22 protein-coding genes are annotated in these 24,756 nt (G+C 24.4%); 4 read left to right on the top strand and 18 right to left on the bottom strand.

What is annotated here, in order from left to right; translation table 11 throughout:
- Window positions 1-89 precede the first annotated feature (89 nt).
- From BUA70_RS09230 to BUA70_RS09290, 13 genes are all read right to left on the bottom strand, one after another.
- Window positions 90-932, bottom strand: coding sequence for a 4-hydroxy-3-methylbut-2-enyl diphosphate reductase (locus BUA70_RS09230; RefSeq protein ID WP_072896612.1), 843 nt, complete (start codon window positions 930-932; stop codon window positions 90-92).
- Window positions 933-946: 14 nt separating this feature from the next.
- Window positions 947-1,603 carry a (d)CMP kinase gene (cmk, locus tag BUA70_RS09235; protein ID WP_423236766.1) on the bottom strand — a complete coding sequence of 219 codons (657 nt, stop codon included), beginning with the start codon at window positions 1,601-1,603 and terminating at the stop codon, window positions 947-949.
- Window positions 1,604-1,610: 7 nt separating this feature from the next.
- A complete protein-coding gene (gene aroH, locus BUA70_RS09240; protein WP_072896618.1) occupies window positions 1,611-1,976 on the bottom strand; it encodes a chorismate mutase in 366 nt (121 codons plus the stop codon).
- Window positions 1,973-3,202, bottom strand: a complete 1,230-nt coding sequence (locus BUA70_RS09245; RefSeq protein ID WP_072896620.1) for a BaiN/RdsA family NAD(P)/FAD-dependent oxidoreductase — start codon at window positions 3,200-3,202, stop codon at window positions 1,973-1,975. Before BUA70_RS09245 ends, aroH begins: the two co-directional genes overlap by 4 nt.
- A 157-nt stretch (window positions 3,203-3,359) precedes the next feature.
- Window positions 3,360-4,007 (bottom strand): biliverdin-producing heme oxygenase, encoded by a 648-nt coding sequence (locus BUA70_RS09250; protein WP_072896623.1) that lies wholly within the window; start codon window positions 4,005-4,007, stop codon window positions 3,360-3,362.
- A 283-nt stretch (window positions 4,008-4,290) separates the two neighbouring features.
- Window positions 4,291-5,070, bottom strand: coding sequence for a TIGR03943 family putative permease subunit (locus BUA70_RS09255; RefSeq protein WP_072896625.1), 780 nt, complete (start codon window positions 5,068-5,070; stop codon window positions 4,291-4,293).
- Complete coding sequence (locus BUA70_RS09260; protein WP_072896627.1) at window positions 5,070-6,110, bottom strand: permease; 1,041 nt, start codon at window positions 6,108-6,110, stop codon at window positions 5,070-5,072. Before BUA70_RS09260 ends, BUA70_RS09255 begins: the two co-directional genes overlap by 1 nt.
- Before the next feature lie 17 nt (window positions 6,111-6,127).
- The gene (locus tag BUA70_RS09265; RefSeq protein WP_072896629.1) at window positions 6,128-6,769 is read right to left on the bottom strand and encodes a GTP-binding protein; all 642 of its coding nucleotides are present in this window, start codon (window positions 6,767-6,769) and stop codon (window positions 6,128-6,130) included.
- 17 nt (window positions 6,770-6,786) lie between these two features.
- Entirely contained in the window at window positions 6,787-7,758 is a 972-nt protein-coding gene (locus BUA70_RS09270; RefSeq protein ID WP_072896631.1) for a CobW family GTP-binding protein, read from the bottom strand.
- Between the two features lie 419 nt (window positions 7,759-8,177).
- On the bottom strand, window positions 8,178-9,572 hold the full coding sequence (gene gdhA / locus BUA70_RS09275) for an NADP-specific glutamate dehydrogenase (protein ID WP_072896634.1): 1,395 nt from the start codon (window positions 9,570-9,572) through the stop codon (window positions 8,178-8,180).
- Window positions 9,573-9,802: 230 nt separating this feature from the next.
- Entirely contained in the window at window positions 9,803-10,687 is an 885-nt protein-coding gene (locus BUA70_RS09280) for a MurR/RpiR family transcriptional regulator (RefSeq protein WP_072896636.1), read from the bottom strand.
- A 91-nt stretch (window positions 10,688-10,778) separates the two neighbouring features.
- Window positions 10,779-11,324 (bottom strand): tRNA 5-(aminomethyl)-2-thiouridylate-methyltransferase MnmM, encoded by a 546-nt coding sequence (gene mnmM / locus BUA70_RS09285; protein ID WP_072896638.1) that lies wholly within the window; start codon window positions 11,322-11,324, stop codon window positions 10,779-10,781.
- An 18-nt stretch (window positions 11,325-11,342) separates the two neighbouring features.
- Window positions 11,343-12,053, bottom strand: coding sequence for a pseudouridine synthase (locus BUA70_RS09290; protein WP_072896640.1), 711 nt, complete (start codon window positions 12,051-12,053; stop codon window positions 11,343-11,345).
- Between the two features lie 149 nt (window positions 12,054-12,202).
- Here BUA70_RS09290 and BUA70_RS09295 point away from each other — a divergent pair, with 149 nt between their 5' ends.
- Window positions 12,203-13,021, top strand: coding sequence for a TIM barrel protein (locus BUA70_RS09295; RefSeq protein WP_072896642.1), 819 nt, complete (start codon window positions 12,203-12,205; stop codon window positions 13,019-13,021).
- A gap of 145 nt (window positions 13,022-13,166) precedes the next feature.
- On the opposite strand, the gene BUA70_RS09300 is transcribed toward BUA70_RS09295, so the two are convergent.
- Complete coding sequence (locus BUA70_RS09300; RefSeq protein WP_072896644.1) at window positions 13,167-13,397, bottom strand: hypothetical protein; 231 nt, start codon at window positions 13,395-13,397, stop codon at window positions 13,167-13,169.
- A gap of 98 nt (window positions 13,398-13,495) precedes the next feature.
- Here BUA70_RS09300 and BUA70_RS09305 point away from each other — a divergent pair, with 98 nt between their 5' ends.
- Complete coding sequence (locus BUA70_RS09305) at window positions 13,496-13,888, top strand: PadR family transcriptional regulator (protein WP_072896647.1); 393 nt, start codon at window positions 13,496-13,498, stop codon at window positions 13,886-13,888.
- Between the two features lie 241 nt (window positions 13,889-14,129).
- Window positions 14,130-15,323, top strand: coding sequence for a DUF1002 domain-containing protein (locus tag BUA70_RS09310; RefSeq protein WP_072896649.1), 1,194 nt, complete (start codon window positions 14,130-14,132; stop codon window positions 15,321-15,323).
- A gap of 109 nt (window positions 15,324-15,432) precedes the next feature.
- Here the strand turns inward: BUA70_RS09310 and BUA70_RS13305 are convergent, their stop codons facing one another.
- A complete protein-coding gene (locus BUA70_RS13305; RefSeq protein ID WP_278337202.1) occupies window positions 15,433-15,567 on the bottom strand; it encodes a hypothetical protein in 135 nt (44 codons plus the stop codon).
- 170 nt (window positions 15,568-15,737) lie between these two features.
- Window positions 15,738-16,058, bottom strand: a complete 321-nt coding sequence (locus BUA70_RS09315; RefSeq protein ID WP_072896651.1) for a hypothetical protein — start codon at window positions 16,056-16,058, stop codon at window positions 15,738-15,740.
- A 590-nt stretch (window positions 16,059-16,648) separates the two neighbouring features.
- On the opposite strand from BUA70_RS09315, the gene BUA70_RS09320 reads away from it, so the two are divergent.
- A complete protein-coding gene (locus tag BUA70_RS09320) occupies window positions 16,649-17,623 on the top strand; it encodes an alpha/beta hydrolase (RefSeq protein WP_072896654.1) in 975 nt (324 codons plus the stop codon).
- Between the two features lie 201 nt (window positions 17,624-17,824).
- On the opposite strand, the gene BUA70_RS09325 is transcribed toward BUA70_RS09320, so the two are convergent.
- Both BUA70_RS09325 and BUA70_RS09330 read right to left on the bottom strand, forming a co-directional pair.
- Complete coding sequence (locus BUA70_RS09325) at window positions 17,825-22,924, bottom strand: S8 family serine peptidase (protein ID WP_072896657.1); 5,100 nt, start codon at window positions 22,922-22,924, stop codon at window positions 17,825-17,827.
- Window positions 22,925-23,488: 564 nt separating this feature from the next.
- Window positions 23,489-24,241, bottom strand: a complete 753-nt coding sequence (locus tag BUA70_RS09330) for an exodeoxyribonuclease III (RefSeq protein WP_072896659.1) — start codon at window positions 24,239-24,241, stop codon at window positions 23,489-23,491.
- Window positions 24,242-24,756: the final 515 nt, after the last annotated feature.

Here is a 24,756-nt window from a genome sequence, read left to right on the forward strand (position 1 = left end):
TAAAATACATATTTAATAGTAGAAATTACTCTTAATTTTCTTAAAATTATTTTAGTTCTTAAAAAACTTAAGGTATAATTTTAAAATTTTTATTTTAAATATTGGAAAATTTCATCTATAATCCATTGAGGTGTAGATGCTCCAGCTGTAATACCTATAGTTTTATTTTTCCATAAATTCTTATCAATTTCCTTTAAATCTTCTAAATTTTCTATATGAAAAGTATTTAAGCAATTTTCCTTACATATTTTAAATAACTTTGTAGTGTTAGAACTGTTTTTCCCACCTACAACAAACATTACATCAACTTCCTTTGAAAGCTCAAAGGCACTTTTTTGTCTAACTTCTGTAGCAGAACAAATAGTATTAAATGCTAATATTTCTTTAGTTTTAAGAGAAAGTGAAGATAATGTCTTTTGCCAATTTTCAGCTCTTTCAGTTGTTTGTGATAATACACAAACCCTATTAGGTAACTTATTTGAAAAATTACCATCAGGAGTAATTATTGCAGAGTCATTACACCATCCATTTATTCCTACAACTTCTGGATGATTTTTATCTCCTAAAATTACTATTTCATAACCTTCATTACTATATTTTTCTGCCTTCTTTTGTATATTAGTTACGTAAGGACAAGTAGCATTAATTACCTTTAATTTTTTGCTTTCTAGAAGTTCCATTACTTTTTTAGAAACTCCATGAGAACGAATTAAAATTATATCACCTTCTAAAAGATTGTTAATTTCATCTAAGGTTATTGAATAAATATTATTATTTTCAAGCATAGAAACCACATCACCATTATGTATTAGTGGTCCTAGGGTATAAATTTTTTTATTGAATTCTTTTTGTGTTTTTAAAGCTTCATCTACTGCTCTTTTAACACCAAAGCAAAAGCCTGCATTTTTAGATAAAATAACCTTTTGCATAATATTTTAACTCCTTTTTAAGCCTTAATATAACTTTCTATATTTTTAACAACTTCATTTATATTTAAACCTGTTGTATCTATTTCTATAGCATCAGAAGCTTTAACTAAAGGATCTACTTTTCTATGAGTATCTTTATAATCTCTATCTATTATATCTTTTAATATTTCTTCATAGTTAACATCTAGACCTTTCTCTTTAAGTTCTTTAAATCTTCTATTTGCTCTTTCTTCTGCACTAGCTGTTAAGAAAAATTTATAAGAGGCATCTTTTAAAACTACAGTGCCAATATCTCTTCCATCCATTATAACGTTATATTTAGTAGACATTTCTCTTTGAAGTTTAACTAATATTTGTCTAACTTCTTTTATAGATGCAAATGCTGAAACATTTTTACTTATTTCTGGCATGGTAAGTTTACTATTTACATTTTCACCATTTAAAATAAGTTCATCATTTTCAAAATGCATTTCTAAAGTTTCTACAAGTTTACAAACCTCTTCTACATTTTCAGCACTTATATTTTTCTCTAAAGCTTTTAAAGTAACAGCTCTATACATAGAGCCTGTATTTATATACATAAGATTTAAATCCTTTGCTACTATTTTTGCTATAGTACTTTTTCCTGCACCTGCTGGTCCATCAATTGCAACTGATAATTTCAAAATAATCATCCTTTCTCTATTTAACTAAATCTTTTCTTAAAACTTTAGCTTCATTTAAATATATATGTTTTACATTTTCTTGTTTAATTGTATCATTATAATATATGGAAAGTCTAATACACATTGGAAGATATGATGGCTTATTAACCTTCATTTCATTAAAATGCATAATAGATACATATTTTATATCAAAATTTTCCCTGATAAATTTTCCAGGATATTCTTTATCTATATCATCTGTACAGGAAAATATTATAGAAATTATTTTATTAAGATCTAAATTATTTTCTTTTATTATTTCATTAAATAATTTTATACTTTCAGTTTTAATATCTTCTTCACTATTATTTAAAATAGTTGTTGCTCCTCTTAAAGCTATCATATAAGTTCACCAACCTTAGTTCCTGCTATATATCCTGTAGATAAGGCAATTTGAACATTATATCCTCCAGTAAAGGCATCTACATCAATAACCTCCCCTGCAAAAAATAAATTAGAAACTATTTTTGATTGCATAGTAGAAGGATCTATTTCATCTACAGTAACTCCTCCAGCAGTTACAATAGCCTCTTCTATAGGTCTTAACCCCTTAACCGTAAGAGTTAGATTTTGTATTACATCTAATAAATTTCTTCTTTCTTCCTTAGTAATTGAATTTACCTTTTTATCTTCATCTATTCCACTTAAAGCTATAATAATAGGAATAAGTTTTTTAGGTAATAAATCATCTAAAGAGTTTTTAAAATCTTTATTTAGATATTTTTTAAAATCCTTTTGTATTCTTAAATCTAATTCCTTAAAATCAAGGGCAGGTTTTAAATTTATTTTAATCTTATAATCTTTACCTTTTTCTATAAATCTACTTCCACTTAAAACTAATGGACCAGTTATTCCATAATGAGTAAAAAGCATTTCCCCTAAATCCTTATATAAAGATTTTTTACCTTCAAATATTTCTAAAGTTACATTTCTAAGAGATAATCCTTGAAGTTCTTTTGCCCAATCTTCTTTTGTTTCTATAGGAACTAGGGAAGGCTTTAGTTCAGTTATCTTATGACCAGCTTTTTTTGCAAATTTAAAGCCATCACCAGTAGAACCTGTTAATGGATAGGATTTACCACCAGTAGCTATTATAAAAGCATCACCTTTAATCTCATTGCCATTTTCTAAAACTAAAGAATTTATAAGATTATTACCTAGCTTTATATCTTTAACTTTACAATCTGTCATAATCGTAACTTTATTTTTTCTAAGTTCATTATATAAAGCATCTATAATATCTGAAGCTTTATCAGATACAGGGAAAACTCTATCTCCTCTTTCAACTTTAAGTTTTACACCAGAGTTTTCAAAAAAGTTCATAGTATCTATATTAGTAAAACTATAAAGGGAGCTGTATAAAAAATATGGATTACCAGGGATGCTATCAAAAAATTCTCCAATGTCTTTATTATTTGTAACATTACATCTTCCCTTGCCGGTAATATATAACTTTCTTCCGAGCTTACTATTGCTTTCAACTAATATAACTTCATTGCCATTTTTTGCAGCAGTTATAGCTGCCATCATTCCAGCAGGACCACCACCTACTACAATAATTTTTTTCATAAAATCAGCTCCTAACATTCTTTCTAAAACAAGATAATGATACGCTGTAATAATCTTTTTGTCAATTTTAGAAAATTACAAAATAAAAAAGGACTAGATACTAAAATCATCTTTAATACCTAGCCCTTTTATATATATTTACTTAACAGATTAGCTTTTATTTATCTTCTTTTCCATATCTAATAAATTCTAATTCATTAGATATACTTACATTATAGATATAAGAAATTGCTACTTCATTTAAGAATTTTTCTCTTAAAGAATCACATAATTCCATTTCATTTAATTTACCATGATAATCCATTACAAAAGCTCTTAAATTGTCAATCTTTGGGAACATATAATAGTTTAAGCCTTCATCTGGAATATTATAATGTTTTTTAACTATTTCAAATATAGTTCTTCCTCCAAATAAATCTGCTAAATATCTTGTATATGCATGAGCAATTAATAATTCTGGTTGTTCTTTTCCAACTACATTTATTCTATTTACAAATACCTTGGTACTCATTAATAGTTCTGTATTTTTATAATCATCACCTAAAAGATATTTAACATCTTTTAACATTTCTTCTGCACGATAAACTTTTGGAATTGCAAACTTTTCAACTACTTTATTATCTTTATTTTTTTCTAAGTTATCTTCAATTGCTTTATAAACAAAGTATAAATTATATATGTATTCACCATAGGTTTTAGTATTTGCATCTCCCTTAAGCAATCTTTTAATAAATCCTGTATGTTCAGCCATATCGTGTAATGTTTCACTAGTAGCCCTAATTTCTTTCATTATTTCGTCTTTCATAATTAATCGCCTCACATTTTTATTATTTATATTATATATTTACTTTAAATCATTTAATAATTTTAGTCAACTAATAATAATTACTATTTACAAAATTCTTATAATCTTTATTATAAATTCATAATTATAATAAAATATAAAAGTTAAAACTAAAGAACTCTCTTTAATTAATTTATAATATTATTTATATAATTAACATTATAATAGTTTATTAATTATTGCTTGCTTATTTAAAATAAACAAGAAACTATAGAATAAAGATCTATTCTATAGTTTCTTGTTTTTAATTATTATTCATAGGATAAAGAGAATAAGGATAGATATATATATTTTTAGGTTTTTCAATAGACTCTAAAGAATCTACTTTAATCATAGGAAGAACTTTTTCTTTTTTATCATTTTCATTTTTATATTTAGTGGACTCTATTTCTCCTGTTACTCTAACCCAATTATTTTCTTTTAAGTCCTTTGAATTATCATATTTGCAAAAAATGCCAACTAATTGAGTATCAGCAGCACAACAAGTCATTAATAATCTTGAAAGAGCAAATTGATTTTCTTTATAGTTACTTTCTCTATACACAAATCCTGTTATAATAACTTTCTTCCCTATATAATCATCTAAATTATCACCAAGTTTATTTAAATTTTCAAAATAGTTATTATCATTAAATCTAATAATATCTTCTTTTAAATTATCTTCCTCAACCTTACTATTTTTTGATATAGTATTATTTTTTTTAGAATCTTCTATATTTAAAGCCTTTTTTCCAGATATATTAGTATTTAACCCAGTAAAAGAAGCCAAAGTTCCAAGGACTATTACTAAAAAAAATGTAAAATAACTTTTTCTAATAGCCATCCTATTAGGTATAGAAAATATTCTAGTAAACTGATTTATGGTAAGTATTATAAAAACTACAAAGGTTATTTTTATATGTATAATGAACTTTTTATGAAGAAATATAGTTATTTTACCTGTTGACAATAAATAATATAAATATATTGTAAGAACAAAAAGTATAAAAAATTTTAAAAGCTCCAAGAAATTAAATTTCTTCATTATATTACTCCTAATTTTGTTATAAGATTTATAAAACTACTAAAAATATAAACTATTAAAAATATATATATAATTAGTTTTATTACAAACTTTGTTTTAAAGGTGAAAAATAGCATTATACTATTTTTTATATCAATCATAGGACCAAAAACTAAAAACCCTAATATAGATCCTAAAGTAAACTGCGATATAAAGGTTCTAACAACAAAAGCATCAGCCTCAGAGCATATAGATAAAACAAAGGCTAAAATCATCATAACTATTATTGAAAGTGTAGTACTTTGTCCTAATGATATAATACTATTTTTAGATATAACACATTGAAACAAACTAGATATGAAGCTTCCAATTATTAAATATGTAGTGGTATTTAATAATTCATTAGTTGTATGATTTAATATAATTTTAGTTTTTGAAAGATTTAAATAACCACCAATGTTATATTCACAACCACAGCTACATCTATTAATTATATTTTCTTTATCTTTTTTTAAAGCTTCTTTATCATTTGCAAAAGTTATTATACTACCTACAATAATTGCAGTAGCTAGTCCTAAAACTGTTCTTAAGACTACAACTATTGGTTTATTATAAAAAGCATAGTAAGTTGAGATTAGCACTGTAGTATTTACAATAGGCACAGATAGCATAAAAGTTATTGCAATTCCTAAAGGCACTCCTTTTTTCACCAGTTTTTTTACAATAGGTATTATACTACATTCACAAATTGGAAGTATAAGTCCTATAATGGAAGCCCCTAAAATACCTAAAAACTTATTTTTAGGTAAAATTCTTTCTATAAAATCTTCAGATACAAAAATCTGTATTAAAGATGATACAAAAGACCCTAACAAAATAAAGGGAATAGCTTCTAAAATAATACTAATAAATATAGTTGAAAAGTTTTCTATAAAGGTAAAATCAATTTTGAAAATCCTACTAATTCCTATAGGAGAAGAAATTAATAAACATAAAAATAATATAATAATTATTTTTAAATCTTTTTTAGATAAATCAGTTTTATTTTTTAAATAAATCACTTTAATTTCTCCTTATTTTATAGACAAAATACTTTTTTAAAAAACACTCTTAGTTTCTTTAAAAATCCATTATCTAATATAGTCAAATTCTCCATTATATAAGATAATTTTTTTTCTTCTGGTACATTTACTATATATACATAAGGATTAAATAAATCTATTCTTTTTTCTATATCCTTTAATTGATTTTCATCTACAAATGAACTATTATTAACTATAACTAAATTGCTAAGTTCTATTAGTGGAAGTAAAATCCCTCCCATATTATTTAAATAAATATTAAAGGTCTCAGCTTTTGTAATATGAAAAACGGTGGTTATTCTACAGTATTTATTTAAGGTTTTATCTTTAAAAATATTTAGAAAATCATATAAATTTTTAGTACTATTAAATTCTATAATTATTCTATAAGGATTATGTGTATCTAAAATATTTAAAATATCCTTTTTAGATATTTCATATGAAATATCTAAATTTTTCACTATAATATTACCATTATTTTTAAAGTCTTCTTTTATTTTTATCTCACCATCTTCTAAAAGAAAAATAACTAAATCTTCATTTTCTATTAAAGTATTTTCAACTAAGCTATTAATAAAAGAAGTTTTTCCAGCATCAATAAATCCAGTTACTATTTCAATATTGGTTTTTAATCTCATAAAAATCTCCTTTTATCTTAAAAATCAAATAGATTTTTTAAAGCTTCTTTATTTATATTAGAACCAATAATACAAATACTATTTATACTATCATTTTTTGTTTCTCTAAATTTTATTTCTTTTGGCACATAATCAAACTGCACCCATCTTTTATTATTAAGCTTTACAATTCCCTTAGCTCTTAAAATTCTTCCAAAGAGGTTTTCATCATCTAAACTTTCTAAAATTTTAATAAGCTTATCTTCAGAAAATTCTTTATTAAATCTTTTACATAAGGTTTCAAAAGATTCATTAGCATTATGAAGTTTTTTCTTTCTTAAAACTCCCTTAACTTTAAAGGTTTTTAATATATTATTATTTTTTAAATATTTTTCTTTATTTTCTTCTAGTTCCTTTTCTTCACCTAAATTAACTATAAAATCGCCATCTAAGTTATCCCAATTATCTGATATTATCTTAGCTTTAGGATTAAGCTTTTCTATTTCTTCTACAATTCTATCTACATCTTCTTTAGATAGTAATTGAGTTCTACTTAATATTATAGTTTTACCTTTAATAATCTGATTTTTATAAAATTCACTGAAGTTTTTTATATATAAATTAAATTTTAAGGCATCAACTACAGTTATTAACATATTTAATTCTATATGCTCCTTAAAACTTTCATCATTAAATAAATCTAAAATTTCAGACAGTTTTGCAACTCCAGAAGGTTCTATTATTATTCTTTCAGGATGATATTCTTTTATGATTTCTTTTATTGCCTTTTTAAAATCACCGGATACAGTGCAGCAAATACAACCTGCATTTATTTCTTTTATTAAAACATCACATTCTTTTAAAATCTTACTGTCTATAGAGATTTGCCCAAATTCATTCTCAATAATAAAAATCTGCTCTTCTTTTAACTTTTCTCTTATAAGCTTTTTTATAAGCATTGTTTTTCCTGCTCCTAAAAACCCTGAGAAAATATCAACTTTTGTTTTCATAATAAAATTCTCCTTAAAGTATATTTGCAAATGATTTGCATTTACATAATAATTATAATATACTTTTATATTGTTAAATTTGTCAATATTTTTTTATTTATTAAAGAAAAAACTATGAAATCAAAGGCTAAACCCCTTCTTTCATAGTTTTTGAAAATACTTTAAGATTGGTATATATAATGAATTTTTATAAAAAAGTAATAAAAAGTTTTAAAACAGTTATTGAATTTAAAAAATAAAATATTCATTTAATATTTAATAATTATTAGCTCAAAATCCATTATATAACTTATTTTAATGAATAAATTATAGGTTAAAAATAGCATATTATAAATTAGAATTAATTGTAAATATAATATTAATAATAATTATACATTTATACTTAAGGTATTCTTATAAATAATATTTTAAATATCACTTTAATAAATTCCTTGCATATACATAGCCTTTGCAACTTTCATAAAACCATAAATATTAGCTCCGGAAATTAAATCATAACCAAAACCATATTGAGAGGATATTGATACTATATTTTTATGGATATTTACCATTATCTCATTAAGTTTAAGATCAACTTCTTCCTTAGACCAAGATAATTTCATATTATTTTGACTGATTTCTAGTACAGAAACTGCAACTCCACCAGCATTAGCAGCTTTAAAAGGCCCAATTATAACTCCATTTTCTCTCATATAATTAATAGCTTCATTTGTACAAGGCATATTAGCACCTTCGCAAAGATATTTAACTCCATTTTTTACTATATCTTTTGCACTATTTAAATCAATATCATTTTCAATAGCACAGGGAATTATTATATCTGCTTTAACTTTCCAAGGTTTTTCTCCACTAAAAAAAGGAACATTAAATTTTTTACTATAATCTTCAATTTTATCTCTTCCTGAATTTCTCATCTCTATAAGATAATCTATTTTCTCCTTTGTAGAAACTCCCTTGGCATCATATATATATCCATCTGGCCCAGAGAGAGTTATTACCTTTCCACCAAGTTCTGCAATCTTTTTACAAACTCCCCATGAAACATTTCCAAAACCAGATAGAGCAACTGTCTTTCCATAAATATCTTCCTTAAAATGATTAAGTATCTCTCTACAAAAATAAACTATACCAAAACCAGTAGATTCTGGTCTTATTAAGCTTCCTCCATAAGATAAATCTTTACCGGTAATAACTGAATTTTCAAAGGTTCCTTTTATTCTCCTATAGTATCCAAATAAATATCCAATTTCTTTTTTCCCTACTCCAATATCTCCAGCAGGTATATCTATATCTTTACCTATATGTTTATATAATTCACATATAAAACTTTCACAAAATCTTCTAATTTCTCCATCAGATTTTCCTTTAGGATCAAAATCCGATCCACCTTTTCCACCACCGATAGGCAGTCCTGTTAAGGCGTTTTTTAAAGTTTGCTCAAAGGCTAAAAATTTTATAGTTTCTAAATCTACAGAGGGGTGAAATCTTAAACCTCCTTTATAGGGACCTATAGCTCCATTAAACTGAATTCTAAATCCCCTATTTACTTTTATATTTCCCATATCATCTTCCCAAGGAACTTTAAATACTATTTGCCTTTCTGGTTCACAAAATCTTTCTAAAATATTAGTTTCTATATATTCAGGATATCTAGATAATACTGGTTCTAAAGAATTAAGAACTTCCTCTACTGCCTGAATAAATTTTTCTTCATTATTGTTAATTTTCTTTACTTTATCTATAACACTTTTAATATATCTATGAGAAATACTATCTTCCTTTAAATTAGTTTTAGGATTTATTGTATCTTTCATTATAAATTTAATCCTCCAAAGATTTAAACTTTTATATTAATATATTCAAATATTAGAAAAATGTATAGTAATGCCTTAAAAAAATAATCTCTTATAAAATAGAAAAATCTATTTTATAAGAGATTATTTTTTTAAGTTTATAACTTTTATTTATAACTTTAAAAGAAGTTTTCTATTATTAAGAAAACTCCTATTAAAGTTATAAATTATATTTAATTCCTTAAACACCATTATTTTATATCATTTAATCCCTTTGTATAAGAATATACATGATAATCTTTCCAAATCTTTTCTAAATCATTGAAAGTAGAAGCTATTTTATCTTTTTCTCTCATACCTACAGCTATAATTAAAGCATTTATAACACTTAATGGTGCTACTAATGAATCAACAAAAGAAGCCATATTACTTTGAGCTATTAAAGTAAAATCTGCTTTGGATGCTAATGGAGATAACAAGCTATCAGTTAAAGCAACTACTTTGCAGTTACGAGATTGAGCAAATTCTAAAGCATCTATAGTTTTAACTGCATATCTTGGAAATCCTATTCCAATAACTAAGTCTCCTTCTCCTACATTTATCATTTGTTCGAATATATCACTTATTCCATTTCCTATTACCTTTACATTATCTAAAATTAAGTTTAAGTAAAATCCTAAAAACTCTGATAATGCAGAGGAACTTCTTAAACCAATTATGTATATTCTTTTAGCTTCAAATATATTATTAACAACCTCTTCAAAGGTCTTATGATTAATTTTCTCCAAAGTTACCCTAATATTTTCCATATCAGCTTTAAGGACACCTTTTAAAGCATTTTCCTCACTTATGTAATCGTTTGATAATTCTAAACGTTGAACAGTTGTAAGTTTGTTCTTTATTAATTCCTGTAAAGCCTTCTGTAATTTTGGATAACCACTGTAGCCTAATTCATTTGCAAATCTTACAACTGTAGATTCACTTACGCCAACACTTGTACCTAATTTTGCTGCTGTCATAAAAGCAGCTTTATCATAATTTTTTAAAATATATTCTGCTATTAATTTTTGCCCTTTACTTAATCTTGCAAATTTTACTTGAATTAATCTCATTAAGTCTTGATTAGTTATATCCATAATTCATATTATCCTCCAAAATTACATAATAAACCTTCCATATAATTTTATCATTTATAAATTTATAATTCAATAAATGGGTTAAAATCCCTTACTTTTTCTCAACTATAAATAGTATCGGAGGATTATTATTTCTATTTACAAATTGATGAGATAAAACTCCAAAATCCTTTTTGGAAAGATTTTCTAAAAGATTTAAAATTTCATCATATTCTTTCTTACCTTCTTCATGACCAACATAAGATGCTATAGAGATTATTCCTCCTTTTCTTAATAAATTTAAAGAAGCTTTTATACTTTTTATTGTTGAATCTTTAAGAGTAGTTATATTTTTATCTGCTCCAGGTAAAAACCCTAAATTATACATTATACAATCTACTGGTTCTTTAATATAGTTATCTATAAATTCATGAGAATCATTTATTAAAAAAACCTTACTATCTTTATTATTTTCCTTATATTGATCTATTGCATTTTTTTGAATTTCAAAGGAGTATACCTTATTAAATCTTTCCTTTAAAAAGTCTGTATCATGACCATTACCTAAAGTACAATCTACTGCAATATCTTTATTTACTAAAAAATTATCTATTATATAATGAGAAATCTTACTTATATCACCTACATAATTAAACATTTTATCACCTTTTCTCTTTTATAAACTCTTAATATAGTCTAGTTCATCCTTTGTTAAGTTTCTCCATTTCCCCTTTGGCAAATCCTTAAGATGAATTTTACCGATTTTCGTTCTCTTTAAAGATACTACTTCATGATTAAGAGCAGCACACATCTTTCTTATTTGTCTATTTTTTCCTTCATGTATTTTTATTTCAACCTTAGATGAATTTGAATATTTTTCTAAGGTTTTAATAGAGCTTTTAGATGTTATGTATCCTCCTATGTCTACTCCATTTTCAAATTGCTTAATTTCATCCTGAGAAAAAGTACCTTTAACTAAAGCTATATACACTTTGTCAATATTAACTCTTGGATGAATTATTTTATTATATATATCACCATCATTTGTTAGAAGTAATAAACCTGAACTATCATAATCAAGTCTTCCTATAGGATATATACGTTCCTTTACATTTATTAAATCAATAACTGTTTTTCTATTTTTCTCATCTTTTACTGATGTTATTATTCCTTCTGGTTTATTTATCATTATATAAACTTTCTCTTCCTCAGGAGTAATTATTTTTCCCCTAAAGGTAACTTCGTCCTCGCCTTCTTTAACTTTAACTCCTAATTCAGTAACATTAACTCCATTAACAGTAACATCTCCATTTAATATGAATTCTTCACATTTTCTTCTAGATGCAACTCCACATTTTGCCATATACTTTTGCAGTCTTTCTTCCATTTATATCACTCCATTTTATTAAGCTATATCTAATTTTAGATAAATATTTATTATATTGCAACTAAATATTCATTTATAATAAATATGATCTAATTGTTAAAGCAAAGTTTATTTGATATACTCAAATAAAAAAAGAAAGGATAATTATTATGGACAAATTATTATTTGGTATTTCAGGACTTCCTTTAGGAGAAGAAGGAATGAAATTTACTTATAGTACTGGTATAGATTATTTAAAAAAAATTGGTCTTCATGCAATGGAACTTCCCTTTGTAAGATCTGTCAATGTTACTGATAAAAATAGAAATAAAATAATAGAATCTAAAAATAAAAATGATTTTTATTTATCTGCACATGGATCTTATTTTATAAATTTAAATGCAGAAGAGGAAGATAAAATAGATAAATCCTTAGAAAGGATTATAAAAGGAGCAGAAGCTTTAGATTCTGTAGGAGGTAGCAGCTTAGTGTTTCATCCTGGTTTTTACTTAAAAAAATCTAAAGAAGAAACCTTAGAAAAAATAATGCACAACTTAAAAAGACTACCTAAAACTGATGTTTTTTATAGGTTAGAAACCACAGGAAAAGCTACTCAATTTGGTGACTTAAAAGAATTAGTTACTATATGTAAAGAAGTAGATACTTGTAAGCTTTGTATAGATTTTTCTCATATACATGCAAGAGGAATTGGCGCACTAAAAGAATATAAAGACTTTGCAGAAATTTTAGAATATATAGGTGAAAATTTAGGAAGAAAAGCCTTAGATGATATGCACATACATTTATCTGGAATTCACTACACTAATAAAGGAGAAAGAAATCACCTTCCTTTTTTAGAATCAGATTTTAATTATAAAGATTGCCTAAAGGCTTTTGTAGACTATAATATTAAAGGATGTATTATCTGTGAAAGTCCTATATTAGAAAAAGATTCACTACTTCTTAAAAGTTATTATGAATCATTATAAAATAATTTAGTTTATATATTAATTAAATTATTTTTAATTATATACTATACTATTTATTTTTAATTATAAATTATTAATATAATTTCTTATAAATATAAAATCTAGGAAAGATACCTTTCCTAGATTTTATATATTTTATCCTATTTTAGAAAAGACCTTTATTACGGCAATTTCTATTATTACCTAAAAGACCTAAAAGCAATAATAAAAATATAGGATTATTATAATAATAACCTCCTAACGGTGCCATTCCACATCCACAGCCATTGAAAAAACTTGGACAGTTGCCATAATTTCCTGTACATCCACAACCATATCCACCATAATTATAGGATACTCGTCCGCCACAGCCACAACAATTTTTTCTTCTTGACAAAGTTTACCACTCCTATCTCTTTAGTTTATTACATAGTATTCAAAAACTAAATAAAATGTTATTATTTATGTATAAATATTATTTTTCGGAGGATTAGTATGGCAAAGGGAAGAAATAGAATAATTGCGCCTAGAAATGTTGTTAATACAAAACAGATTTATATATTTTATATTTTAAAAGAACTAGCTAAAGGTCACTCTGTTTTTGGAAATAGAGTATATGAAGATTTTAAAAACAGATTTGAAGATTCAACATTACCTTTTCCAGTATCTACAGGAACTATTTACGATACTCTTTATGATCTTGAGGAGAGAGGATATGTAACAAGTCATTGGGAAGGTGATGAGTTTTTAAATAAAAGAAGTAAAAAGCTTTATTCAATCACTGATAGAGGATTAGAATATTATAAAACTCATGTAAATGATTATATAGATAATTTAAAGAAGACTAAATCTCTTATAGATGCTCTAACTTCTATGCTTACAAAATAAAGCTAAAATCAGCATTTTTATATTGAAATATTTTTGCAATATATTTGTAGTAGAAAATAGCTTGTTTTTTTCTACATTGAAATTTATAATTTTAATTATTCCATTAAAGGGATTTTTTTAATATATTAATAATTTACTTACAATTTATTAAACTAGCAAATTTTCATTGCTATAAAAAACTTAAAGAGGAAGGAGTAAAGTTAATAGAAAGATTTTAAAACTTTTTATTAATGTGATAAAAATGGGAATAAAAAAAAGAATAATAGCACTATTAATGACAGGAGTATTAGTTCTTGGAACCTCTGTAACAGCTTTTGCAGAAGTTTCTAAAATAGTAACTTTAGGAGCAGATTTAACTCCTGCACAAAAACAAGAAATGTTTGATTATTTTAAGGTAAATAAGGATGATGTATGTACTTTAGAAGTTACAAATCAAGATATAAGAAAGGAACTTGGGTTAGATAATACTAAACCTATAAAAGGTAGCCAATCAATATCAAGTTCTTATGTTGAACTATTAAGTAAAGGTAATGGAATTAATGTTTCAACCCATAATTTAACAGAGGTAACAGGAACAATGTTATCTAATGCATTAATTACTGCCGGTATAACAGATGCTAATGTAATAGCTTCTGCTCCATTTCCTGTTACAGGTACTGCTGCTTTATCAGGAATTTTAATGGCTTTTGAGAAATCAAAAGGTGAAGAAATAAAGCCAGAACAAAAACAAGTAGCTCAAAAAGAAGTAAATGTTACTAAAAATCTTGGTAATGAAATAGGTAAAGAAAAAGCTGCTGGAATGATTAATGATGTTAAAACAGAAGTAATTAAAGAAAAGCCTAAATCAGATAAACAAATAGAAAAAATAGTAAATAAAGCAGCAAATACTTATGCAGTAAAATTAAGTCCAGAAGATGAAAAGCAAATCCAAGATTTAATGCAAGAAATCAATAAATTAAACATAAACTTTAGCGATGTTAAAAATTCACTTAATTTATTAAATGATAAGATTAATACTTCTTTAAAGGATGCTGGAATTAAATTAAAAGAAAGTGGAATTTTAGATAAAATACTTGATGGAATAAAATCTTTCTATCATTGGATAGTAGATTCCATAAGTGCTAATTCAAATTCACAGGACAAAGATAAACCAAAAGAAGATGAAAAGAATAGTGAAACTAATGTAAATAATTCAGTTAAAACAGAAACCAATAATAATGAAAATTCTAGTTTAAATAGTAATATTATAACTAATGATAATAAAAACAATGGTACAAGTAGTAATAATATAAATGATAATACTGTAAACAATAAAGATTTTAGTGAATATAAGGATAATGAAAAATCACAAGAAATTCAAAAACCTAAAGATGATAATAATACAGCGCAAAATCAAAGTAACAATCAATCTTCAGCAAAAAATGGACAACAATAATAAAATTAATGAAATTTAAATAATAAAATATTTAAAAGCATGTGAAATACTTCTCTAAAAGAATTATAAGTATTAAAATTCACATGCTTTTTTATAAAATTTAATATTCTTATTTTTGATTATAAATAGTTTTTAATACCTTTTCTAAAAGATCCTTATCAACTTTATTTACATCCATCCCCTTCTCTTTAAGTTCATCTTTCATAACTTCATGAAGCCTATTGCAATTTATTTTCTTCTTCATAAGTAATCCTCCTATTTTATAAAAAATAAAGTTATTTTAAACTATAAAAATTATCTTTCTTTAATTATTTATTTTCGAAGAATTTAGAAATAACTTTAAGGTATTAAATTATATAACTATATATTTAAAGAAAATTTAAAAGAGAAATCTTAATATTATATAAAATCATTTTATTCATTTAAAAACATAGTAAGTTCTTTTATAAAAAAGTCTAGTATATCCTTTCTATTTATATCATCCTTCAATATAGGAAACTTATTTAAAAGTTCTTCTGATATATATTCTGAAATATTAAAGATATCAAACCCTTCTTCTAATTTATAATTATCTAAAAATTGAAGTTGGCCTTTAGCTTCTCCTGAAGTAATCTTAATAACTAAATGATTACCTTGTTCTTTTTCTTTCCCTAATACTATTCCGCAGTCTCCTTTTTTCATTAAACCTATATTTTCTTTTGCTCTTACTGAAGCCCCAATTTTTATTTTTTCCATAATATGTATCCTCCTTTATGAGAATTAAATCTTTGTTCTTATTTCATTATATTTTATTTTTTTTAATATTAAATGAACTTTTTGTTTATAATTTAAGTTTTGATTTTTTGTTTTTTTATTTATACTCATTTACGAGTATTTTATTTAAAAGTATAAATTAAATATTAGTTATATAAATTTTTATTATTATTTAATATTTTATATATATTTTTAAGATAAACTAATTTTAATAATATTTATAGGAGGACTTTATATGTTTGAAGAAAATAGATTTAAAAAACATAGGAAACTTTTTATGCTAATTATAAATGTGATTGTAGCAATAACTATAATATCGCTTTGTATAATGATGTTTGCCTATTAAGCATATTAAAACTTTAATATGCTTAAACTTTTTTATATAATCAAAACTGATATTTAAATTATTTAATATCAGTTTTATTAATTACTATAAAGCTTTTTATAGATTACATATTTTCAATAAAAAACCATTAATAATAAAAATTTATATTTTTATAATTTTTTATTATATGTTATTATTTTTATAAATAACTTTTAACACAATAATTAAATAACTATAGGAGGCATAGATGAAAAAATTTTTCAAGTGGTTTTTTATTGTAATATTAATATTAATTCTAGCATTTACATTTATTTTTAGGGGAAAATTAAGTCTTTATATTAACGTTGGTAAAAAATATATAGAAGTTTTAAAAAACCCTCCAGATATATCTGATTCAAATTCTATAAAAAAATTAGATTCTATGGATTTTAAGGATGTTGTTTATAAGGAATCAAATGGCTCTAAACAAACCTTAGATATATATAGCGCAAAAAAGCAATTGCCTAATGGGTCTCCTGTTATTTTATATGTTCATGGTGGCAGTTGGATGTATGGAGATAAATCTATTCCATCAGTTCTTTCTCCTCTTTTAGATACTTTTAGAGAACAAGGATTTACAGTTATAAGTACTTCCTATGAACTTATGAGAAATAACGTAAACTTTGAAAAACAGGTTTCTGATGTTAAAGATACCATAAGGTGGATACATGAAAATGCTAATAAATATAATTTGAATGCTGATGAAATAGGAGTTATAGGAACCTCAGCAGGAGCTCATCTTTCTTTGCTTGCAGCCTATTCTGATGACTCTAATTTTCAAGGGGATTTAACTTTATCTAAAAATTCTTCTAAGGTTAAATATATTGTAGATTTCTTTGGTCCTACTAATCTAAATACATTAGATTACTCAAAAGGTTCAAAAGAAATGCTAAATGTATTAAATCATATTAAAGATAAGGATTCTTTAATTAATAAATATAGTCCTATTAATTATGTAAAAGAAGATTTACCAAAAACTTTAATAATCCATAGTAAAAAAGATACTATCGTTCCTTACGAAAATTCTATAGAACTTTATAATAAACTTAAAAGTACAAATAACAAAGTAGAGCTTTTAAGTTTGGAAAATAGCGGACATGATTTATCTAATATAAATAAAAATGAAGTTGTATCCTTAGCTTCTAAAATATTAATATTTATAACTAATAACTCTCCTTTATAAAATACTTTTAGCTAAAAATTTAAATAATTAAAATATACTTTATTAAATATAAGAAAAAGAGACTTTATAGTATAGCTATATTAAATAATAATAGCTTTAATAAAGTCTCTTTTAAAACTTATTTATTAAGTAATTTCATATCTACATTGAAGAAAATTATCGCTTAAGCATTTTTTAAATTTATTGTTATTTTAAATATTGCTATTTGTTATATTTTTTATGTTCTTTTCTTCTTATTAATATTACCCCAAATCCTACAAGTGATATTGATAAAATAATTAAAAGATTTGTTGAAATATTACTTCCTAATTTATCAATAGTCTTTTTATCATTTTTATTATTATCTTTCTTATTTCCATTTTTGCTTAAATCTTTATAGATAGTATTTTTGCTTTGTGATGTTACTTTTTTAGCTGTATTAGTTTCTTTTATATTATCTAATTTATTATCTTCGTTATTTTCAGCTAAAACTATTTGTTTTTCTGAAACTTCTGAGGGATCTTTACTATCTTCTTTATCTTTATTTTCTTCTGATTTTTCTTTATCTATAGAAAACCTTGATTGAATCTCCTCTGATTTATTTCCTAATTTATCTACAGCATAAGCTTTTAAAAGGTAATCTCCATTTTCACTTATTTCTTTGTTATCATAAGGTTTTTCATTAAGAGTTACAAAAATCTTACTATCTTTATCTGAAGAATTTATAATTGGCTTAACATTTCCCTTATAAATTTCTCCATCATTAACTCCTTCTATAGATATTTTAGGAGAAGTTTTATCAATAGAAATTTCTTCAACGGCATTTTCTGATTCATTAGATGCCCAGTCTACTGCTTTTGCATAAAGTTTAGTTGAAAAATCTACTATAAATTCCCCTTTATAATTAAAATAGTTTTTACCATCAAAGCTATATAAAATATTTTCTATTTTAGAATCATCTGATGATAATTTAACCTTTAAAGTTGACTTATTTTCCTCAAATTTTTCAACATTAATTTTAGGAGCATTTGGATTTTCCTTATCTACTACTATGTCATACTGATTATTTATCTCATTACCAAAGGTATCTTTAAGTTTTAATGTAAGCTTATCTCCATTTTTAACAGGTATTTTCTTTTCAAAGTCTCTCTTTAAATTATCTTCTCCTATCACTGGATAGTTACTTACATTATATATAGAATCACCATTTATATAGAAGTTATATCCAAAAATATTATCTGTTACAGATCCTTTTACTATAATAAAATCTTCATTAGTATATATCTTTCCATCTCCTTTAGTAACAGGCTCTTCTAAGGATAACTTTGGAAGCTTTGAGTCATATAAAATTCTAAAGGCATAGTTATAAACCTCTGCTCCATTTATATCTGTTCCGTAAACCTTTATTTTATTAAAACCTTGAGAAAGCTTAACATCATAGCTAAAGGATAAATCATCATTAACTTTAACCTCTTCATCATTTATCTTTAAAACTAAAGGTCTATAGCTTACATGTCCTGTTATTTTAAAGTTATCTTCTTTTATTTCTTTAGGGTTTAATACAGTAACAGATTTTAAGTTGTCAAAATCAATATCAAATTTTTGAACTTTATCTACTAATATTACTTTATAGCTTCTTGACACTAAATTATTAGCTTCATCTCTAGCTTCTATTAATACTTCATTAAGGCCTGGCTTTAGCTGAACTTCTTTTTCAAAGTCTTTATCTCCATTTGGAAGATTTTTAATATTTCCCTCTTCTTTATTTACTAACACAGTTTTTAAATTATTATCTCTTATTCTACCTGATACTTTTAACTTACTATTATTAGTAACAAAGTTCTTATCTACTGGTAAATTAGGAGTTATAGATAAAATTTCAGGAGCTTTTAAATCAAATTTAACTTCTAAGTCTTCGTTGATTATTTTTCTTCCTTCTTTGTCTAAAGCTTTAAATTTTAAATTATTTACTCCATCACTTGGTTTAAAATTAACTTCAAATTGATTTCCATTAAGTTTTACTTCTTTTTCATCTAATAATAATTTATCTACAATTTTACTTACATGTCCCTTAATATTGAAATTATTATCTTTTAGTGAAGAAATACCAAAAGTATCTTTAAAGTTTCCATAGAAAGATATTGCTTTAGCATTTCCAAGTTCAAAAACCTTAGAAGTAATTCCTATATTTCCTGCATTATCACTTACTGCAAGCTCTATGTTATTTATCTCATTATCTTTTATATCGAGAGGTGCCTTAAATACACCTTTAGATACTTCTGTTATTTTATCTATTTTATGACTGTTATTGTTCAAACTATAAAATGCAATACTTTTATTAATATCAGTTTGTCCATCTTCAGCTTTCCAAGTTAAAACATAAGAATCATAATATTTATCTTTATCATCCTTTAAAGTTTCCTTATCTAAAGATAGAATTTCTACTTTAGGTTTAGTTATATCTAGCTTAAATGGTAATTCTAAACTTTGCTCTACTGCATCATCTAAATCTGATGTAAAGGTTATTTTGTAAGAATAATTTCCTTCTTTAGCTAATTCTTCTTTACCTGTTTCACTATTATATATCTTACCATCCCATACTCCATTTCCTAATAATGTACCTTTTACTTTAGGTAACTCTTCAAGAAGATTTTTTCTTATTTCTTCTTCATTACTTAAATTTTTTATTACATTTTTATTTTCATCTAATATTTCTATCTTTAAAGTTTTTAAATTTCTAAGTAAATATATATTAGGTAAAATTATATCCTTTAATTTATCATCATTAGGTGAAAATCCTATTGTATTTATATCTTTATTAAAACCATATAAAGAAAATCCTAAAGGTCCTACTTCACCTAATCCAGTTAATCCTATTTCACTAGTTTTCTCATAATAAGGTGGATCGAAAACCTTATCTAAACTAAAATCACCATAAAAACCCATATAAGGTACTGATAAGTAAGGAATACTTCCAACTTCACCTTTGAATCTTATAAAACCTTCTATAAAATTATTTTTTTCAAAATTATCAGGCAAAGTTATAGTTATATTCACAGTATTTTCTCCATTAGCTGGTACTGTAATCTTTTCTTTGTCATAGGATACTTTACTTTCTGGTATTTTATAAGCACCTATTCTTTTATCTTCTTTGATTTGTTCACTTTGCACTCCAGTATCGTCTAAATAATATGTAATATCTTTATCTGAATAATTTTTTAAGTTAAGTTTAAAAGTTTTGGACTTTCCAATATTTTTTAAAGCTACAGCTGCTTTTCCTTTATTATCTGTAATTATTACATTGTTTTTTATAGCATCTTCTATTTGTATCATACCTGCTCCCTGTCTTCTTGGAGAATAAGGAACTTTTTCTTTGCTGTATTTATCATATAAAATTTCTGCTGTATTCATTGATGTATTTTTTACAAAATCAATAAGCTCTTTTCCTTTTAAGTTTATCCCTTTCTTTTTTAATGCTTCTAAAATTAAGGCTTCTGATCCTGCAATATTAGGTGATGACATAGAAGTGCCACTCATCACCTGATATTTATCATTATTAGCTAAAGAATATATATCTCCACCGGGAGCTATTATTTCAGGTTTAAATTCTAAATTAGGAGTTGGCCCCCAAGATGAAAATTGTGATATGTCATTTTTATCAATATTATTTATAGCTTTCATTTTATCTAATACTTCAATTTTTACATCTTCTACTAAAGCTTTTAAGATTTCACCATCTTTATGTCCTATACTAATTGACGGTATGGATTTTTCTTGTAATTCCATACCCATAGTAACATCTCCACCAGCTTTATGGTTGTATATTATAACTCCTGAAGCTCCAGCTTTTAAGGAATTTTTCACTTTATCATTAAATGTAACTTCTCCACGTTCAATTAAAGCTATTTTATCCTTTAAATCCTTATCTTTAAAATCTTCTTCTTTTCCAAATCCGCAATATACTAAACCTTTAGCTTTATTTAAAAGCTTAGTATCAGTTCCTTTTACAGGCGTGAAAGCAATATAATCACTTTTATCCTTAGATGTATATTTAAGTACATTAGTTACCATATTAGTATTTTCAAAAGATGCTACTGTAAATGCTGACTCTGTGGTACCTGGTGATCCTAAAGTTATTGTATCCTTTGAATTTAATAAATTAATTGGTTGGCTCCAACTATTGTTATTAGTAGATACTCCTGAATTTCCTGCAGATATAACTACCAAAACACCTTGCTCAACAGCCTTTTCTATAGCTTTTTGTTCTGGAGAATTTTTATCTTGAAATCCTGCTGGCGATCCTAAACTCATATTAATTACATCTGCTCCTAATTTAACTGAATCTTCAATGGCTGCAATTATATCATCATCATAAGCGCCTTTTAAGCCATTATCATTTTTAGATGCATCTCCTAAATTATTAGAAAAAACCTTCATTGCTAAAAGTTGAGCCTCTGGTGCAACTCCTTTTACAGCTTCAAGAGAATTTAATTTATCATCATCTCCATTAGCTCCAACTATTCCTGCAACATGCATACCATGCTGATTTCCTGCATCTATTACATTACAGTTTCCATCAGCATAATTATATCCAAAAGGAACTTTATCTGTAAAAAATTCTCCTCTTTTTAATTCCTTTATTTTTCTCTTTACATCATTTTTCTTTAATTTTGTTTTTGATGTATCTATATTTTTTAAATCTTTATGTCTATAATCTATACCTGTATCAATTATTGATACTACTAATCCTTCTCCTTTGTATCCATAATCTTTCCAAACACTATAAGCTTCTGTTATTTTATTAGCAAAAGCCATATCAGGCTTATAATATCTAGCTATAGATACATTTTTAACTCCATCAATACTTCTTATTTTATATATATCACTTCTTTTTCCAACAATTGAAAATCCATTGAATAAATAAGCAAAATCTTTTATTTTTTTATTTCCTGTAATTTTTTCTATTTTTTTTAAAATATCTTTGTGATTATTTTTGATTTTCTTTTCTTTAGATAAGATTTTTTTAGACGTATTTTTTTCATTCTCTATGGCAGGTTTCTCTTCTAATTCAATTACCATTCTAATTTCCTCAGAATCATCATTAGTATCTATATCTTTATTTTCTTCTAAATACTTTTTTAGCTCTGGATTTAAATTTAAATTTTCTTCTTCTTTAAGAGCTTTGATAAAGTCCTCTTTTAAAGAGTTTTCTTCTTTTTGATTTTCTTCTCCATAAGCATTCACTTTAAAAATTCCAACTGAAAGTAAAAAACTTATAGTGACAAAGAAAGAAATTGATTTTTGCCATAACTTTCTAGTCATATTTATTCCCCCTTTTATTTTTTATTTAACTATTAATTAAATATTTGGAATATATTGTGATATTATTGTAATTATATATAATTTATTAAAAAATTGTCAATATTTCTTTTAATTAATATAATTTTATTGATAAATTTTTAAATTTGTAAAATAATATACTATTCTTTTTCGGGGCAATTTTTATGTTATATTTTTATAAACAAGATATTATATGGAAATATTTTATTCATGCCTAAAAAATATAGAATTATTTTATTCATTATCTTTAACTTATCTATCTATATTTATAAATACTCTAAAGCAAAAGTTTTAATAATATACAAAATTCTCATTGATTTCTTATAATAAAATTATTTAGTATAATTTTATTATAAGAATTAATCTTATCTTTAAAAAAAATGATTAATTAAGAAACTTAATTTACAAATAAAAATAAAACCTAAAAGTTTTAATTCAAAGCTAAAAACTTCTAGGTTTTATTTTTAATTATTTTATTTAAATTATTATGTAATTTATATTTTTATAAAATAAATTTAACGATAAACTATTTTTAAAATTATTTTTTTATTTTAATATTAAAACTACTGGGCAATGATCCGAACCTAAAATTTCAGTATGAATTTCAGCATTTTCTATTCTTTCCTTTAACCTATTAGAAACTACAAAATAATCTATTCTCCATCCTGCATTATTCTTTCTTGCATTAAATCTATAAGACCACCATGAATAAATTCCTTCTTTATCTGGATATAAGTATCTAAAGGTATCTATAAATCCATCATCTAATAGTTTTGTAAATTCTTCTCTTTCTTCATCAGTAAAGCCTGCATTTTTTCTATTATTTTTAGGATTTTTAAGATCTATTTCCTTATGAGCTACATTTAAATCGCCGCAAATAATTACTGGCTTTTTATCATCTAAATTTTTTAGATAAATTCTAAAATCTTCTTCCCATTTTACTCTATAATCTAATCTTTCTAATTTTTGCTTAGAATTTGGAGTATATACAGTTACCACATAATAATCATCAAATTCTAATGTTATTACTCTACCCTCTTTATCATGTTCTTCTATTCCTATACCATAATTAACTGATATAGGTTCTCTTTTTGTAAAAATTGCAGTTCCAGAATAGCCTTTTTTCTCTGCATAATTCCAATACTGGTGATATCCTTCAAGTTGTAAATCTATTTGACCTTTTTGAAGCTTAGTTTCTTGCACACAAAATATATCTGCATCTTCTTTATTAAAGTAATCTATAAATCCTTTTTGCACACAAGCTCTTAAGCCATTAACATTCCATGATATTAATTTCATTTTATCCTCTCCTATCTATATAAAATCTAAAACAACGCTAATTATTTTTAAATAATAATTAGTATTATATCATTGTTTTATATATAAATACATATAATAATATTTAAAATTAAATATTATTATCATTGATTTTTCTTTTATTAATCTCATCTAAAATTTAATCACCAAAATTATTTAATACTATTAAAAATAAAATACTTTATACTCAAGCATTTTATTTTTATATAATATCTTTATTATCTTAACCTTATATTTTTAACTAATTTTGTTCTTTAAAAATATAGAATACTTAAATTACAAATATTTTTCCAATTTCTTTGTATATATTAACATAAAACCTTGTTATATCTTTCCCCAAATTTATTCTTTAATAGGTATAATAAAATCCCCAAATATATATCTAATTTTAATATTGAAAATTTTAAGTTTTTATTATATATAAATTATCTTTATAATATCACTTTATAAATATCCTTACAAAAATAATTTTGGCAAATTTATAAATTTATTCCCTT

Origin of the sequence: Clostridium fallax, assembly GCF_900129365.1 — a bacterium.
Lineage (GTDB): Bacteria > Bacillota > Clostridia > Clostridiales > Clostridiaceae > Clostridium_AH > Clostridium_AH fallax.

What these genes read in the sequence shown, in the direction of transcription:
- BUA70_RS09295 (WP_072896642.1), top strand. Translation starts at nt 12,203, where the DNA reads ATGGACAAATTATTATTTGGTATTTCAGGACTTCCTTTAGGAGAAGAA.
- BUA70_RS09310 (WP_072896649.1), top strand. Translation starts at nt 14,130, where the DNA reads ATGGGAATAAAAAAAAGAATAATAGCACTATTAATGACAGGAGTATTA.
- gdhA (WP_072896634.1), bottom strand. Translation starts at nt 9,572, where the DNA reads ATGAAAGATACAATAAATCCTAAAACTAATTTAAAGGAAGATAGTATT.
- BUA70_RS09250 (WP_072896623.1), bottom strand. Translation starts at nt 4,007, where the DNA reads ATGAAAGACGAAATAATGAAAGAAATTAGGGCTACTAGTGAAACATTA.
- BUA70_RS09320 (WP_072896654.1), top strand. Translation starts at nt 16,649, where the DNA reads ATGAAAAAATTTTTCAAGTGGTTTTTTATTGTAATATTAATATTAATT.
- BUA70_RS09315 (WP_072896651.1), bottom strand. Translation starts at nt 16,058, where the DNA reads ATGGAAAAAATAAAAATTGGGGCTTCAGTAAGAGCAAAAGAAAATATA.
- BUA70_RS09265 (WP_072896629.1), bottom strand. Translation starts at nt 6,769, where the DNA reads ATGAGATTAAAAACCAATATTGAAATAGTAACTGGATTTATTGATGCT.
- aroH (WP_072896618.1), bottom strand. Translation starts at nt 1,976, where the DNA reads ATGATAGCTTTAAGAGGAGCAACAACTATTTTAAATAATAGTGAAGAA.
- BUA70_RS09270 (WP_072896631.1), bottom strand. Translation starts at nt 7,758, where the DNA reads ATGAAAACAAAAGTTGATATTTTCTCAGGGTTTTTAGGAGCAGGAAAA.
- cmk (WP_423236766.1), bottom strand. Translation starts at nt 1,603, where the DNA reads ATGATTATTTTGAAATTATCAGTTGCAATTGATGGACCAGCAGGTGCA.
- BUA70_RS09255 (WP_072896625.1), bottom strand. Translation starts at nt 5,070, where the DNA reads ATGAAGAAATTTAATTTCTTGGAGCTTTTAAAATTTTTTATACTTTTT.
- mnmM (WP_072896638.1), bottom strand. Translation starts at nt 11,324, where the DNA reads ATGTTTAATTATGTAGGTGATATAAGTAAGATTTCTCATTATATAATA.
- BUA70_RS09290 (WP_072896640.1), bottom strand. Translation starts at nt 12,053, where the DNA reads ATGGAAGAAAGACTGCAAAAGTATATGGCAAAATGTGGAGTTGCATCT.
- BUA70_RS09305 (WP_072896647.1), top strand. Translation starts at nt 13,496, where the DNA reads ATGGCAAAGGGAAGAAATAGAATAATTGCGCCTAGAAATGTTGTTAAT.
- BUA70_RS13305 (WP_278337202.1), bottom strand. Translation starts at nt 15,567, where the DNA reads ATGAAGAAGAAAATAAATTGCAATAGGCTTCATGAAGTTATGAAAGAT.
- BUA70_RS09325 (WP_072896657.1), bottom strand. Translation starts at nt 22,924, where the DNA reads ATGACTAGAAAGTTATGGCAAAAATCAATTTCTTTCTTTGTCACTATA.
- BUA70_RS09280 (WP_072896636.1), bottom strand. Translation starts at nt 10,687, where the DNA reads ATGGATATAACTAATCAAGACTTAATGAGATTAATTCAAGTAAAATTT.
- BUA70_RS09245 (WP_072896620.1), bottom strand. Translation starts at nt 3,202, where the DNA reads ATGAAAAAAATTATTGTAGTAGGTGGTGGTCCTGCTGGAATGATGGCA.
- BUA70_RS09330 (WP_072896659.1), bottom strand. Translation starts at nt 24,241, where the DNA reads ATGAAATTAATATCATGGAATGTTAATGGCTTAAGAGCTTGTGTGCAA.